This is a genomic window from Altererythrobacter ishigakiensis (assembly GCF_001663155.1).
Taxonomy (GTDB): domain Bacteria; phylum Pseudomonadota; class Alphaproteobacteria; order Sphingomonadales; family Sphingomonadaceae; genus Erythrobacter; species Erythrobacter ishigakiensis.
Map to the genome: position 1 here is coordinate 73272 of NZ_CP015963.1, position 14845 is coordinate 88116.

12 protein-coding genes are annotated in these 14845 nt (G+C 57.8%); 3 read left to right on the forward strand and 9 right to left on the reverse strand.

Annotation, left to right across the window (positions count from 1 at the left end; all coding sequences use genetic code 11):
- Window positions 1-78: 78 nt before the first annotated feature.
- From A6F69_RS00395 to A6F69_RS00405, 3 genes are read right to left on the reverse strand one after another with little or no spacing between them, the layout of a single operon-like run.
- Window positions 79-1104, reverse strand: a complete 1026-nt coding sequence (locus tag A6F69_RS00395) for an ABC transporter ATP-binding protein (RefSeq protein WP_067596444.1) — start codon at window positions 1102-1104, stop codon at window positions 79-81.
- Window positions 1101-2726 (reverse strand): ABC transporter permease, encoded by a 1626-nt coding sequence (locus A6F69_RS00400; RefSeq protein ID WP_083984614.1) that lies wholly within the window; start codon window positions 2724-2726, stop codon window positions 1101-1103. The genes A6F69_RS00395 and A6F69_RS00400 overlap by 4 nt, the downstream gene beginning before the upstream one ends.
- A 12-nt stretch (window positions 2727-2738) precedes the next feature.
- Window positions 2739-3761 (reverse strand): extracellular solute-binding protein, encoded by a 1023-nt coding sequence (locus A6F69_RS00405; RefSeq protein WP_067596445.1) that lies wholly within the window; start codon window positions 3759-3761, stop codon window positions 2739-2741.
- A 168-nt stretch (window positions 3762-3929) separates the two neighbouring features.
- Between A6F69_RS00405 and A6F69_RS00410 the strand changes: the two genes are divergently transcribed.
- A complete protein-coding gene (locus tag A6F69_RS00410; protein WP_067596446.1) occupies window positions 3930-5630 on the forward strand; it encodes a solute:sodium symporter family transporter in 1701 nt (566 codons plus the stop codon).
- Here A6F69_RS00410 and A6F69_RS00415 read toward each other — a convergent pair.
- The 6 genes from A6F69_RS00415 to A6F69_RS00440 form a co-directional block, all read right to left on the reverse strand.
- Entirely contained in the window at window positions 5623-6531 is a 909-nt protein-coding gene (locus A6F69_RS00415) for a TauD/TfdA family dioxygenase (RefSeq protein WP_067596447.1), read from the reverse strand. The two genes, A6F69_RS00410 and A6F69_RS00415, sit on opposite strands and share 8 nt — an antisense overlap.
- Window positions 6524-7477 carry an aldo/keto reductase gene (locus A6F69_RS00420; RefSeq protein ID WP_067596448.1) on the reverse strand — a complete coding sequence of 318 codons (954 nt, stop codon included), beginning with the start codon at window positions 7475-7477 and terminating at the stop codon, window positions 6524-6526. Before A6F69_RS00420 ends, A6F69_RS00415 begins: the two co-directional genes overlap by 8 nt.
- Window positions 7470-8561 (reverse strand): Gfo/Idh/MocA family protein, encoded by a 1092-nt coding sequence (locus A6F69_RS00425; protein ID WP_067596449.1) that lies wholly within the window; start codon window positions 8559-8561, stop codon window positions 7470-7472. Before A6F69_RS00425 ends, A6F69_RS00420 begins: the two co-directional genes overlap by 8 nt.
- Before the next feature lie 68 nt (window positions 8562-8629).
- Window positions 8630-9433 carry an SDR family oxidoreductase gene (locus A6F69_RS00430; protein WP_067596450.1) on the reverse strand — a complete coding sequence of 268 codons (804 nt, stop codon included), beginning with the start codon at window positions 9431-9433 and terminating at the stop codon, window positions 8630-8632.
- Between the two features lie 13 nt (window positions 9434-9446).
- Complete coding sequence (locus tag A6F69_RS00435) at window positions 9447-10586, reverse strand: acyl-CoA dehydrogenase family protein (protein WP_067596451.1); 1140 nt, start codon at window positions 10584-10586, stop codon at window positions 9447-9449.
- A 3-nt stretch (window positions 10587-10589) separates the two neighbouring features.
- Window positions 10590-11768 carry an acyl-CoA dehydrogenase family protein gene (locus tag A6F69_RS00440; RefSeq protein ID WP_067596452.1) on the reverse strand — a complete coding sequence of 393 codons (1179 nt, stop codon included), beginning with the start codon at window positions 11766-11768 and terminating at the stop codon, window positions 10590-10592.
- 212 nt (window positions 11769-11980) lie between these two features.
- Between A6F69_RS00440 and A6F69_RS00445 the strand changes: the two genes are divergently transcribed.
- Together A6F69_RS00445 and A6F69_RS00450 are read left to right on the forward strand one after the other, a co-directional pair.
- Window positions 11981-13405, forward strand: a complete 1425-nt coding sequence (locus A6F69_RS00445; RefSeq protein ID WP_169816527.1) for an MFS transporter — start codon at window positions 11981-11983, stop codon at window positions 13403-13405.
- An 85-nt stretch (window positions 13406-13490) separates the two neighbouring features.
- Window positions 13491-14825 (forward strand): acyl-CoA dehydrogenase family protein, encoded by a 1335-nt coding sequence (locus A6F69_RS00450; RefSeq protein ID WP_067596453.1) that lies wholly within the window; start codon window positions 13491-13493, stop codon window positions 14823-14825.
- Window positions 14826-14845: the final 20 nt, after the last annotated feature.

Below are 14845 nucleotides of genomic sequence, written 5' to 3' on the forward strand. Positions count from 1 at the left end.
GGATCTGATTTGGAAGCTAACTCAATTTGTGGTCATTCGACAAACTGATTTTTCAACAAGGAGTCGCAAAATCTCGATTCAGGCCCAACCCACCCGGCTGTAATCGAACAGTATCTCGACCCTGTCTGCAACCTTCAGGGCAGCGTCAAACTGACCGGAAACCCGCACAGTTTGGCCGTTTCTTGCCGCTATGATCAATGTGGAACGTCCAGCTGAAAGCTCATGATCGATGACCTCACACTCGCCATCTTTGGACGCTCGCGCTGACAATGCTGCCGGGCGTATGAGCGCCAGTTTCGCGCTGTCTGACGCCATTTGAGAATTTTCAATTGTCCCGAACGCGGTACTGAACTGGCCGTTCTCCCATTCACCGGAAAGTTCGTTCACTTCACCCAGAAGCCTTGCGGCGACAACGCTTCGCGGCCGCCAGAACAGATCTTCGGGCGTTCCTGTTTGGACGACCCGGCCGGCATCAAGCACAACAATTGTATCCGCGAACTCCAGCGCCTCGTCAGGATCATGGGTGACCGCAAGCACAGCAGCGCCGGCCTCTCGCAGCAGCCCCTTAGCCTCACGCCTCACTGACTTGCGTAGTTGCTGATCCAGACTGGAGAACGCCTCATCCAACAGAACGACATCTGGCCCTCTCGCCAGCGCACGTGCAAGCGCAACGCGTTGCTGTTCACCGCCCGAAAGCTCGTGGGGATAGGCGTCTGCACGATCAGCCAGCTTCACCCGCTCCAGCCATCTGAGGGCAACATCTTTCGCAGAAGACTTGTCGAGACCGAAGCGCACATTCTTTAGCGCGGTTAGATGTGGAAACAGGGCAAAACTCTGCACCACAAAGCCGATCCTGCGATGCTCTGGCGGGGCGGTGTAAGATGTCGATGAAAGCATGCCCGAAGGCGCAGTTATACTCCCTGCGCTCACCGGTTCAAATCCTGCAATCGCTCGCAGCAAAGTGGATTTGCCCGCGCCAGACGGGCCGAGCACCACTGTGATCTCACCGCGGCGCAGATCCAGATCAACCTCGTCCAGAATCCGCTGACCACCAAGATCGCATGAGACGCCCACCAAGCTGATCATTGTCTTGTCGGCACTCATTGATCTGGCCTTACAAGATTGAGGAGCGCCGTTAAGGGAACGCAGATCGCGATCAGGATCAATGCCGGCAGCGCGGCCTGCGCCAGCCGTTCATCGCTGGCATAGTTGTGCGCAGTCACCGCCAAGGTATCCAGACTGAAGGGACGCAATATCATGGTTGCCGGCAATTCTTTCATGACTTCTATGGCAACAAGCAGTCCCGCTGTTACAAGTCCCGTCAGAACCAATGGCATGTGCACTTTGGTCAACACTTGTGTCGGTCTTGCCCCCAGGCTCCGAGCGGCTTCGTCAAGCTCGCGGCGAACTTTCGTCAGCGCAGCTTCGCAGGGCAGGATAGCCACAGCAGCAAAGCGTGATTGATAGGCCAGAAGCAGCGCCAAGATACTGCCGCCTGTCAGTATTGCTGCATTGGTTCCCGTCACATTGTTGATCATAGATTGGGTGATCGCCAACGCAGAAAGGATCGCAATCGCTGCAACCGCGCCCGGCACGGCATAACCGGCTTGTACCATCCGGACTGATATCTTTGCCATCCCATCGCCGCTGCGCAGCGCGTAAGCTGCAGTGAGTCCGAGGACCACGGCGAGCGCTCCCGATGCAGTTGCTAGCAGCAATGTTCCCTGAAGCGCTGGCAGAACGGATGGCGATACGCGTGTTTCTATCGCCAACCAGACAAGGTTGCCTGCAGGAACAAGCAGCCCGAGAACAAGCGGAAGAGCCGCCACCGCTGCCGCACCGATAGCGCGCCAGCCGCTGAGACGGAGACGTGGACCGTTTCGGTTGTCACTTGCATTGGTCGATGAGAACTGCCGCCGCCCGCGTGCTGCACGCTCTCCCCCAAGAGCAAGCAACGCACCAAACAACAGCAGTACCGCTAATTGTGCAGCAGCAGCAGGATCGCTGAATGATGACCATGCACGCACAATCCCGACGGTCAGTGTCGATACACCCAGAAAATCAGCGACTCCGTAATCTGCAAGTACCTCCATCACCACCAGTGCAGTTCCGGCAGCTGCGGCCGGCCACGTCAGCGGCATGGTTACCTTACGAAAAGCGCCCCATGGACCCACGCCCAAGCTTCGCGCCACGTCCCAGGTCAAACGTCCGTGAGCTTCCATCGCGTTTCGGCTGAGTAGATAGACGTAAGGATATAGCGTCAGCGCAAAAACAAACGCTGCACCCGAAACACCTGATACAGTTGGCAGGTCCCAGCCACTCGCGGCCTCGAACTTGCTGCCGGGCGCTGTGATTGCGTACCAGCTGTAAGCCGCGACATAGCCTGGCATCGCTAAGGGAAGGATCAGCAGCCAGCCTAGCGCTCGGCGGCCGGCAAACTCATAACGCGTGACCAGCCAGGAACAGCAAACACCGATCAGCGCAGCGATCGAGCCTGAGAGAATCGCAAGCTGGGCGGACTTGAACGAAAACTCAATGAGCCGCGTAGAGGCGATGTGAACGAGATATTCCCTGTCACCGGACAACGCGAGCGCGAACAGCGCCAGAATAGGCAGCGCGAACAGCGCCGCCAGCACGGTACCGATAACCGCCGGGTTCAGTCGATGAAGCACGCGCTGTGGCAGCGCATCACGGTCGTCAGTGTGTTGATCCGTTGCTACCGCCAATGCCTTTTCCGCTTAGGGCCAGCCTGCCCGGTCAAACAGACGCTGCGCATCGTCCTGACGCGAACCAATCGTTGTTCCGTCAAGCGGATCAGCCTTGAACGTACCAAGTTCCTCAAGCACCGCATTGCTGTAGGTTACCGTCGAGACAATCGGATACTCGCTGGTCAGCTCCGGGAACAATCGCTGTGCTTCGTCGGACACTGCGAACTCAATGAACTGTTTGGCCAGCTCTGGATGACGGGCGTTTGCAGCCACACCGGCACCTGAGATGTTCACATGCACACCCGGTTCGGCTTCCGGCCAGAATACAGCAACGCCACTGACATCATCCTCCGTACCAAGCGCCATACGTGCATAGTAATAATTGTTGACCAACGCGATGTCGCATTCGCCCGCAGCTACAGCGCGTATCTGATCGCTATCGCCGCCTTGCGGATCACGCGCGAAGTTTCCGGCTGTCTTGGTCGCCCAATCCTGCGCGCGCTCCTCGCCCCAACGGTCAATCAATGCCGAAAGAAGCGAGATATTGTAAATGTTGCCAGAGCTACGCGCACAAACACGCCCGGCAAATTCCGGATCAACCAAGCTTTCGTATCCGGTCAATTCGCTCTCGCTCACGCGATCCTTTGCGTAGACTAGCACACGTGCGCGGCTGGAGATGCCGTACCAATGCCCATTGCTGTGCCGCATTGATTGAGGGACGCGTTCATTCAGAATGTCAGAAGTGATTGGTGCGAATAAGCCTTCCTGATCGGCCTTCCAAAGCCGGCCTGAGTCAACTGTAATGATGACATCGGGCGGATTGCTCGCCCCATCTGCCTTGATCCGTTCGATCAACAGATCACCATCGGCCTCGACCACTTGCACGTCGACGCCTGTTGCCTTCTCGAATGCTTCGTAGAGCGCGTAATCGGAATCGTAGTGGCGTGACGAGTAAACCACCAAGGTGTTGTTGCTGTCGCTCGGTTCTTCAGAACACGCTACCAGCAAAGCAAGCGGAGCAAGTAAGATGCCCGCAGCAAAACGATTGGCCATTAGTGATCCCTTCGACTCAGTAGAATTACGATCTCGGACGGCAATAAGCGCCTGTCACTTGGAATGTCGAGAACTTTATTGCGAATAGTTCGCAATTAGATATCAAGCAAGGGAATTGGGGCAGCTAAAGGTGTTCAGCGCAAGATTTTTGCCATAGTTGTGCGATCTATGAGTGGGGAGCTCAACTTCACATTAGTCACCTGCATCGCAGTAATGGCTCTGATCGCATGGATCAGCTGGCGTAAAACGCGCGGTTCGGTTGACACCCGCGAAGGGTATTTCCTTGCCGGGCGCGGGCTGACCGCAGGCTTTATCGCTGGGTCACTATTGCTGACAAACCTGTCCGCAGAACAGCTTATCGGGCTCAATGGATCTGCCTACGGCCACAATCTTTCGAGCATGGCGTGGGAAGTAACCGCGGCAATCGCGACGGTTGCGATGGCGTTTCTGTTCTTGCCCAAATACCTTGCCGGCGCGTTCATGACCTTGCCAGAATTCTTGGCTGAACGGTTTGATCCGACAGTACGGCGCATGTCCGTGCTGCTGTTCATGCTTGGATACGGGCTCGTGACGATCCCCTCTGTGCTCTACTCGGGCTCGCTCGCCGTGATGCAGTTCTTCGACGTGCCAGGACTTTCAGGGCTGGAGCTGTTTCCCGCGCTTGTGCTGACAGTGATCGTGATCGGCCTGACGGGAGCCGGCTATGCCGTGTTCGGCGGTTTGCGCGCGGTGGCCGTGTCAGACACGCTCAACGGTATCGGGCTACTGTTTATCGGCCTGCTGGTGCCGATCCTGGGCCTTGTCGCATTGGGAGATGGTAATCTTAGTGACGGGCTTTCACGCTTAACCAGCGATCACCCGGAAAAGCTGAATGCGATCGGATCGAGCACTGACCCGACACCCTTCGGCACGATCTTCACCGGGATGATCTTCGCTAATCTGTTTTACTGGTGCACGAACCAATATGTGATCCAGCGCACATTGGGCGCACAGTCCCTAGCAGAGGGTCAGAAGGGCGTGCTGGTATCCGGCTTCTTTAAGATCATGGTGCCGTTAATGATGATGATCCCGGGTGTGATCGCGTTCCATCTCTATGGCCCTGGATTTGGATCGATCGACGAGGCGTATCCGCGGCTCGTTTCAGACTTACTGCCAGCCTATCTCGGTGGGCTTTTCCTGGCGGTGCTGTTGGGCGCGGTTTTCAGTTCGTTCAATTCGCTACTGAACAGTGCGGCAACGCTGTTCACACTCGACATCTATGCACCTTCACGCAAGCAGGCGAGCGACGCCCATCTGGTGCGAGTGGCGAAGATCGCCAGTGTTGTGATCGCACTGTTTTCTTTCACCGTTGCACCACTGCTCTACTTCGCTGAGGAAGGCCTATGGCAAGTGGTGCGTGTATTCACCGGCTTCTACAATATCCCCACGGTGGTGATCGTGATCATGGGGCTGTTCACAGCGCGCGTTCCGGCGCTGGGCGCAAAACTCGTGATCATCTTCCATGTTACGGCGTACGGCCTGCTGCGGTTCGTGTTCGACGATGTCGTGACGCTACATTTCATCCACCAATACGCCGTCCTGTTCGTGATTGAAGTCGGCATCATGTTGGCGGTAGGATATTGGCAGCCGCGCGAGAGGCCCTATCAGCCTGTCAACCGCCATGAAGTCGACATGACGCCATGGCGCTTTGCCCGGCCGACCGCTTTCACGCTTTTGTCAGGCGTAGTGGCGCTGTATCTGATTTTCTCACCCCTTGGGCTGGCCAGTGGCGGTGGCGTCTCCGCGCTATTCAGCCTGTTGATGGGACTGCTGGTCGCGGCGAACCTGGCTGCATGGGTGATGGCGGTTAGGAAGCCAGCCGTTAGCTGATCAGCGAGGCCAGCACGCGGCGCTTGCCCGCAAACGGCCTGCGCCCATGCATCACCGTACAGTTGTCGATCAAAGCCACGTCGCCCGCTTGCCAAGCAATATCGGCAGTCAACTCGTCAGCGATCGCAATCACATCCGCCATGGCGTCCGCTGAAATCGGTTCCCCATTGCCTAGCGTGATCGCGCGGTTCGGGTCATTGCGGCTATCCGACCAACCGCGATAGGCGGCAATCAGTTGATTGAAGAAAGTCTCCCGACCATCCTGAAGCTGTCGGATGGCAGGCAGCACTGGCGTGGTCGCGCGCAGCAGATCACTGTCCAGCCATTCCCAATCATAGCCTAGTTCTGCGAGCCGCGATTCCGCTTGCTCGCGGTTCGCGACGCTCAGCGTGCTACGCCAACTGCGCCCTTGGCCTGAGCCAGCATCATCGCTGCCCGGCATGACATTGGTATAACGCACGCCATGCTCGCGGCAATCGGCGTAAAAACTCGGCGTCTGAGCCTTCAAACGATCGAGCACCCAGTCCGAGCGGCACACTGGCGTTGCCCCGCCCTCACCCGGTGCAATCTCGCAGTAGAAAAGCAGCTTGCTTGGAAAGAGCGGCGTTTGCGCCATCTCATGATGCAGGAATATCTCAGTCGTTGGCGGTGCCTCGTTCGCAGTGAATACGCGCGGCGTCACATTGGTGCGCACTGCATTTGAGAGCGAGTCCTCATAGGTGAAGCCCGCCTCCCCATAGCCATTGATCGCCGTATCGAAAGCCAAGGGGTCGGGCACATCGAATCCGCGGAACAGCAGCGCGCCCGCATCGGCAAGCGCCGCATCAACCGCGCTCTTGTTGCCAGACAAAAATTCGGAGAGGTCGCCCCCTCCATCGATGATGGCGGGAAAGTCAGTCATAGATCGGATGGAATGTGTTGAAGGCCGCTTCTGTGAACGTGCCCGGATCATTGAAGCGGTGGTTCTGGTTGAGCTCTGAAATTGCGTCCATTTCGTCGTTGCTAAGCGCGAAGTCCATGATGTTCAGGTTCTCGCGCATCCGCTCAGGCTTGGACGTCTTGGGAATGATCGCAGTGCCTCTTTGCACACCCCAGCGCAGCACAATCTGTGCCGGCGTTTTGCCATGCGCCTGCGCCGCGGACAGCACAGCAGGTTCAGTCAATACGCTGTCCCCTTGCCCGGCCATATCCAGCTCGACATAAGACAGCGCGCCCAGCGGCGAAAACGCTGTCACTTCGATTCCATAGTCCTTGGCCAGCCGGATCAAGCGCTCCTGCGTCAGATAGGGATGCGCTTCGATCTGAAGCGTGTGAGGCTGAACATTTGCATAGCTCATCAGATCATGGATCAGACCGCTGTTGTAGTTGGACACGCCGATCCACTTGGTGAGGCCGTTCTCCACCAGCGTCTCCATTGCCCCCCATGTCGCCTGTAGAGGCACCTTTGCGCGCTTCATCCCGCTTTCGGCATCGGGATCATGCACCCATTCAGGCGGATAACGCGTCTCGATCGGCACATATTCCAGCGCGATCGGGAAATGGATCAGGTAAAGATCGAAATAGTCTAGCCCCAGGTCCGAAAGCGACTTGCGGCACCCCTCTTCGACATGTTCCGGCGCATGGAAAGTGTTCCAGAGCTTGGACGTGATCCACAGTTCGTCGCGGGTCACCAGGCCATCCGCGATAGCTCGCGCGATCCCCTGCCCCACTTCGATTTCATTGCCATAGTCAGCCGCGCAATCGAGGTGGCGATAGCCCGCCGCAATCGCCTCATAGGCGACATTGGCCGCATCTTCGCGTGCGACCTTCCAAAAGCCGAAGCCGATCGGGGGCAAAGTGTCAGCCAATGCTCTCTCCTGAAGATAGAAAATCAAGTTCCACCGGTAATCCGGTTGCAATTGATTGCTGTGCCGCTGCGCCCATTTGAACCGAGCGCAAACCGTCAACGGCGCTCAATTTGGGAGAACCGCCAGACACCAGAGCGCTGTGGAAGTCGAGCAGTTGGAAATAGGTCGCGCCGTGGTGATCGCCTGCGGCCAACGCATCCGGGGGCGTGGCGACATGCTCCACAACCGGCCCGCTCTTGTCCCGCGGTGACCAAGTGACGTTCGCAGCAGGGATTTGCACCTCCAGCCGCCCCTTCGCGCCCAAAGCATAAATCTCTTCCTGCTGCTCTGCCCCTTCGGCAAACATGCACAGGTCCAGCACGGCCCGCGCTCCGCGCGCAAAATCCACCGTCACAAATGCATTGTCGAGAATGTCCGGGACTTCGCCACCATAGCGCTCTTCCAGATGGTTTTCATCCTGTCCGCCGCTTGCGAAAATCCGAACCGGCTCGTCGCGCAAAGTGTGCCGCATCAGGTCGAAGAAATGACAGCACTTCTCAACCAAAGTGCCACCTGTGTTGCGGTTGAACCGGTTCCAGTCACCCACTTTGGGCAAGAAGGGAAAGCGGTGTTCGCGAATATACATCATCCGCACATCGTCCGTTTCGCCGCCGTGCACACGCTCAATAAACCGCGCGACCGGCGGCATGTAGCGATACTCCAGACCGACCCAAAATAGCGCGGGAAAGTCAGCCGCCAGTGCCGCAATCTCTTCAGCATGTTCGACCGTCGTGCACAGCGGCTTTTCAACCAGGATCGCTAGCCCACGTGGCATGACCTCTTTCAAAACCGCATGATGCGTGAAATTGGGCGATGCGATGATAACGGCGTCGGGGGAAGATGCATCCAGCATCTCGGCGGTATCCGCGAAAGCTTCGATGCGCTGGCCCAATCTGCTTGCCAGCTCTTGGGCAGCATCGCGCGAGCCGACATCAGGGTCTGCAATCGCGACTAACTCGGCGCCAGGCACCAAGGCCAGATTGCGCATATGCTCGCGGCCCATCATGCCGCATCCGACAATCGCATATCGCCGAGTGGTACTCATCCGCGCGCCATGCGATCAGTCAGCCTCGCTTTCAAGCGCAATTCCCTGCTATTGGGACCAAAGCGAAATTAACCAGCGGGATCGTTGAAATAGGAAGGCAGCCAAGCGTTCACTACGCCGCCGTCCACAATCACGGTTTCGCCTACAACATAGTCGCCCGCGCGGCTGCATAGGTAAATCGCCGCAGCAGCCATGTCCTCTGCCGTGCCGATCCGCTTGGCCGGAATGCCTGCAGCCGATGCATCGGGCGCGTTCTTCGCAGCCTTGTTCATCTCGCTTGGGAAAGCGCCCGGTGCGATTGAGCTGACCACGATGTTGTCCTTGATCAGGCGCGCTGCAACACGGCGAGTCAGCTGAACCACGCCAGCCTTTGAAGCCTGATAGGCATAGGTCTCCCATGGATTGATGCGGAAACCGTCAATCGATGAGACATTGATCACCTTGGCAGGGCGGCCTTCACTCGCCGCAGTAACCAGCAAATTGTGCAGTTTCTGTGTCAGGAAGAACGGCGTCTTCACGTTCAGATCCATCGTCCGATGCCAGCCCGCCTCGCTGAATTCGAGATAGTCCTGACCCCATGCCGCACCGGCGTTATTGATCAGAATATCAAGCTTGTCTTCCTTTGCCGAAATCGCATCGGCAAGCTGCTGCATGCCGTCCATTTGGGACAGGTCAGCTGGAATGCCGATGACCTTGTCAGCACCGAACTCGTCGATCGTTTCCTGCATCTGCTCGACCTTGCGGGCGGAGATGTAGACACGCGAGCAGCCCGCAGCGAGCAAGCCTTCGACGAACATTTTGCCGATCCCGCGCGAGCCGCCTGTGACCAGAGCAATCCGCCCATCAAGGCCAAAAAGTGATTGAATATCCATTGTTTAGCCCTTCCTAGTAACCGCTTAGCTCAGCCACACGATTGGTGTGGTAGTACGCATCGCCCAGGAATTCCTGCAGCGCGCGATCACGCTTCATGTAAAGCCCGATATCATACTCGTCGGTCATCCCGATCCCGCCATGCATCTGCACGCCTTCGCGCACGGCAAGGCCGGCAGTCTTTGCGACCTTAGCCTTTGCGACAGATACCATCAGGTCCGCCTTTTCACTGCCGCCGTCGAGCAGTTGCTGGGCCTTGATCACTGCCGCACGTGCAATCTCGACTTCTGAGTACAGATGCGCCGCGCGGTGCTGCAGTGCCTGGAATTCACCGATCAGCTTGCCGAACTGCTTGCGTTGCTTGAGGTAATCGACAGTCATGTCCATCGCCCCGCGTGCAACACCAACTCCTTCGGCTGCTGAGCCAACGCGGCCCGCATTCAGGATCTTGTTCAACACCTCACGCCCGCCGTCGACTTCGCCAATCACGGCATCGCCGTCCAGCTCGACATTGTCGAACGTGGTGTGCGTTGCCATCGAGCTGTCGACCAGCCGGACCGCGTCATGGCTCATGCCTGCCGCATCCTTAGGCACGGCAAACAGCGTTATGCCGTCATCATCGGCATCGCTGCCTGACGTGCGCGCCGCGACAATGATCATGTCAGAGCTGGCGCCCTGAACAACAAAGTCCTTTTTACCCGACAGCTTGAAGCCATTGCCTGACTTTTCCGCCTTGCACGCAATCCGCTCTGGCCGGTGCTTGGCGCCTTCATCGATCGCAACCGCGAAAACGCTGTCACCTGCGACCAGACCCGGCAGATAGCGTCCGCGCAGATCGTCACTGGCTTCGCCAAGCGCGGTTGCCGCCAGTACAGAGCTGGTCAGGAAAGGGGACGGTGTGAGATTGCGGCCAATTTCCTCGAGCACAATGCCCGCCTCGACATGGCCCATGCCAAGCCCGCCGTCCTCCTCGGAAACGAGGATACCGGTAAAGCCCAGCTCTGCCATTTCCTTCCACAAAGCGTGGCCAAAACCGTCCTTGCAATCGCGGTCACGCCAATGGCGCAGCTGTTTCGTGATTGAGCCTTCTTCAGCCATAAACTGGCTCGCGGTTTCCGCGAGCATGGCCTGATCTTCATTATGATACAGTGGCATCGATCAAGCTCCCGGCAGATCAAGAATACGTTTGGAAATGACGTTCAGCATCACTTCGGATGTGCCGCCTTCGATCGAGTTCGCCTTGGTGCGAAGCCAGTTGCGCGCAGGCTTCCCGCCGCGCGTCTCGTCGCTTTCCCATTCAAGGCTGCGCGAGCCGCCAGCGCTCATCATCAATTCGTGGCGACGCTTGTTCAGCTCGGTCCCGGCGTATTTCATCATGTTGGGCTGCGCCGGATGCGCCTTGCCCACCTTGATTTCGTCCAGGAACTTCTCACCCATGCAGCCATAGGCAAGCGCATCGACGTCAAAGTCTGCAAGGTCGGCACGCAGGATCGGATCAAGTTCGCCCGCATGGCGTGACATCGCAACACCAAGAGTGCCCGTGTTGCCGCCGTCTGCGCCAGAAATCATCTCGCGCTCATGGCCCAGCAGATACTTCGCCACATCCCAGCCGCGATTGATTTCACCCACATAGCCGGGGCAATCTTCGCCATAGCTCTTAGGCACTTTGACGTCGTCGAAGAAGGTTTCGCAGAACGGGCTGCTGCCGCTGATCAGCTTGATCGGCTTGGTCGAAACGCCTTCGCCCGCCATGTCGAACAGCATGAAGGTGATACCTTGGTATTTATTCTCCTTGTCCGTGCGGACGAGGCAGAAAATCCAATCCGCGTGATCGGCATAGGATGTCCAGATTTTCTGGCCATTGACGACCCAGTGATCGCCCTTGTCTTCTCCGAAAGTCTGCATCGAAACGAGGTCGGAGCCGCTGCCCGGCTCTGAATAACCCTGACACCAGCGGATCTCGCCGCGCGCTATTTCATTCAAGAACCGCTGCTTCTGGCCTTCGGTGCCAAAGTGCAGCAATGCCGGGCCAAGCATCCAGATGCCGAACGAGCTCAAAGGCGGACGTGCGCCGATAGCCGCCATCTCCTGACGCAGCACCTTTGCTTGTGCAGGGCTTAGGCCGGCACCGCCATACTCCTTGGGCCACGCGGGCACGGTATATCCCTTCGCCACACAAGCCTCGAACCAGGCTTTCTGTGCGTCATTCTTGAAGGTGGCATTGCGGCCACCCCAATAGACATCGTCTTCATCGCGCACAGGCTGGCGCATTTCAGGGGGGCAGTTTGCTTCAAGCCAAGCGCGGGTTTCTTCGCGGAAGGTCTCCAGATCGGACATGTCCGACTCTCCTCTTATTGGTCTCTCACTTGACGCTTACGTTAGGGTGATTTGCCCCCTTCCCGCAAGCATAGTTGTGACAGGCCCGCATGCCGTAGCGTCAGGACAGATTGCGTTGACGTAAGCGCGGGTTCGCTTACGCTAACGGCAATGCATGGGGAGAGCTGCATGTCCGGATTCGCGCTGATTCGCTGCACCATGAGGGCGTGCGCGTGACGACCGTTGCAAGCACATTGCCGCTGCGCACCAAGCTTACCTACGGCTTCGGATCGGTCGCCTACGGCATCAAGGACAATGGCTTCGCGACCTTCCTGCTGTTCTATTACAATCAGGTCGTCGGCATGCGCGCAGACCTGGTCAGCCTTGCCATCGCACTTGCGCTGATAGCAGACGCTTTCATCGATCCGCTTGTGGGCCATATGAGCGACCGCACCCGCACCAAGATCGGGCGCCGACACCCCTGGCTTTATGCGGCAGTAATCCCGATTGCCGTTGCATGGATCGCGCTGTGGCACCCGCCCGGCATGAGCGAGATGCAGATGTTCGTGTATCTATTCGTCGTCGCGATGCTCGTGCGAATGACCTTCTCTGCCTATGAAGTCCCATCATTGGCGCTGCTCCCGGAGCTTAGCCGCGATTATCATGACCGCACCGCTATCATGCGTTTCCGCTTCCTTTTCGGATGGGGAGGCGGCCTTGCGATCATGTTCCTCGCCTATGCGATCTTCCTCGTCCCGACACCGGAATATCCGAATGGTCAATTGAACCCCGCCGGCTATTCGCAATATGCCATTCTGGGCGCTGGAGTGATGGTGATTGCGGCGCTGACGGCAGCAATCGCGACGCAAAGGCGTATTGTAGAGCGGTACAACAGTAGCTCGTCGCTTCACGAGACGGCACACGGCTTGTCCGAGTTTGTCGGCGCCTTCCGATATCGTCCGTTCCTTTTGCTGATGTTTGCCGGGGTCTTTGCGTTCACCAACCAGTGGCTGATCTTCGCGCTGGTCCTCTATCTGTTCACCCATGTGTGGGAGTTCACGCAGGGCCAGTTCACGATTTACTCGGCAACGCTGTTCATCGCTGCGTTCGTGGCGTTTCTGGCGGTGACGCCGGTTTCCATAAAGCTTGGCAAGGCGAAGGCCGCGGCGCTGCTAACAATAATATCGCTCGCGCTTGGCACACTGCCCTATTGGTTGCGCTTTGCTGGGGTCTTCCCCGAACCGGGCACTGCTTTGATGTTCCCTCTGCTGCTCGCGTTTCTTGTAACATCAACGGCGGCCGGCATTTCCGCGATGATCCTGACGCTATCGATGATTGCCGACGTATCCGACCACTATGAATTTGAGACGGGCCGAAAGACAGAGGGCCTTTTCTCAGCTGGCATGTTCTTCATGCAGAAAATCGTGAATGGCATCGGCATTTTATTGTCGGGCCTGATCATCGCAGCGGTCGGCCTGCCAGCTGGTGCAGCGGCCGGGACAGTGGATGTGGGCATCGTGGATAACCTCGCGCTGTCCTATCTCGTCATAGCAACCATTATCAGTCTGATCGGCGCATGGGCTTACACCTTGTTCCCATTGGGCGAAGAAGAGCATGCGATGCGGGAAGCGCAAGCGGGCAGCGAAGCTGTGAAGTAAAAACTATGCAAATGAACGCTTGGCGCGCGCCACTGGCTCTGCCACGGTCGCGTCAAATTTGAGACAAGAGGACAGGAGAACCCCCATGGATTTTGAACCAACAGAACGCCAACAATATTGGGCTGGCCGCGTTAAGGACTTCATCGAAGCGCACGTTCGCCCGGCTGTTGCGACTTATAAAGCGCAGGACGAAGAAGGTCAGCGCTGGAAAGTGATCCAGGTGGTCGAGGACCTGAAGGCCAAAGCCAAAGCTGAAGGCATCTGGAACCTGTTCATGCCGCCGCGCAATGACAGCCATCATCATGTTGATGAGACCTTCGAATTCGAAGGCCCGGGCCTCACGAACCTGGAATACGCTCTCTGTGCAGAGGAAATGGGCCGCATCGGCTTTGCCTCTGAAGTGTTCAACTGCTCCGCGCCTGACACCGGCAATATGGAAGTGTTCCACCGTTACGGGACCGCTGAGCAGAAAGAACAGTGGCTGAAGCCACTGATGAACGGCGAGATCCGCTCTGCCTTCCTTATGACGGAGCCTTTCACCGCATCGTCGGACGCGACCAATATCGAAACCCGCATCGAACGCGATGGCGACGAATATGTCATCAATGGCCGCAAGTGGTGGTCATCGGGCGTTGGCGACCCGCGCTGCAAAGTCGCGATTGTCATGGGCAAGACCGATTTCGAAGCAAAGCGCCACGCGCAACAATCAATGGTACTGATGCCGATGGATGCGCCCGGCGTAAAGGTGCTGCGCCACTTGCCCGTGTTCGGTTATGACGATGCGCCGCACGGTCATATGGAAGTCGAACTGAAGGACGTGCGCGTTCCTGTAACTAACATGCTGCTAGGCGAAGGACGCGGTTTCGAGATCGCTCAAGGGCGCTTGGGCCCGGGCCGTATTCACCACTGCATGCGCACCATCGGAGTCGCGGAAGAAGCGCTGCACAAGATGTGCAAGCGTCTGCAAGAGCGTGAGGCATTCGGCAAGCCGATCTACAAGCATTCGGTCTGGGAAGAGCGCGTCGCGCGTGCCCGTATCGATATCGACATGACCCGCCTGCTCTGCCTGAAGGCGGCAGATATGATGGACAAGGTCGGGAACAAGGCCGCCAAGCAGGAAATCGCCATGATCAAGGTTCAGGCGCCGAACATGGCACTGAAGATCATCGACGATGCAATCCAGGCGCATGGCGGCGGCGGCGTATCGAACGACTATGGCCTCGCCAATGCCTATGCGCATCAGCGCACTCTGCGACTGGCTGACGGTCCGGATGAAGTCCACGCGCGCTCTATCGCACGCATGGAATTCGCCAAGCATATGCCGGAGGCTGGCCCCACCGCTAACGCGCTGCGCGAAGGCAATGCGCCGACGATGGGCGATGACAGCTTCAGCTCAGGCGACATGGGCGTCGCACGCTAAGCGAGGGGCATAGGAGAGAG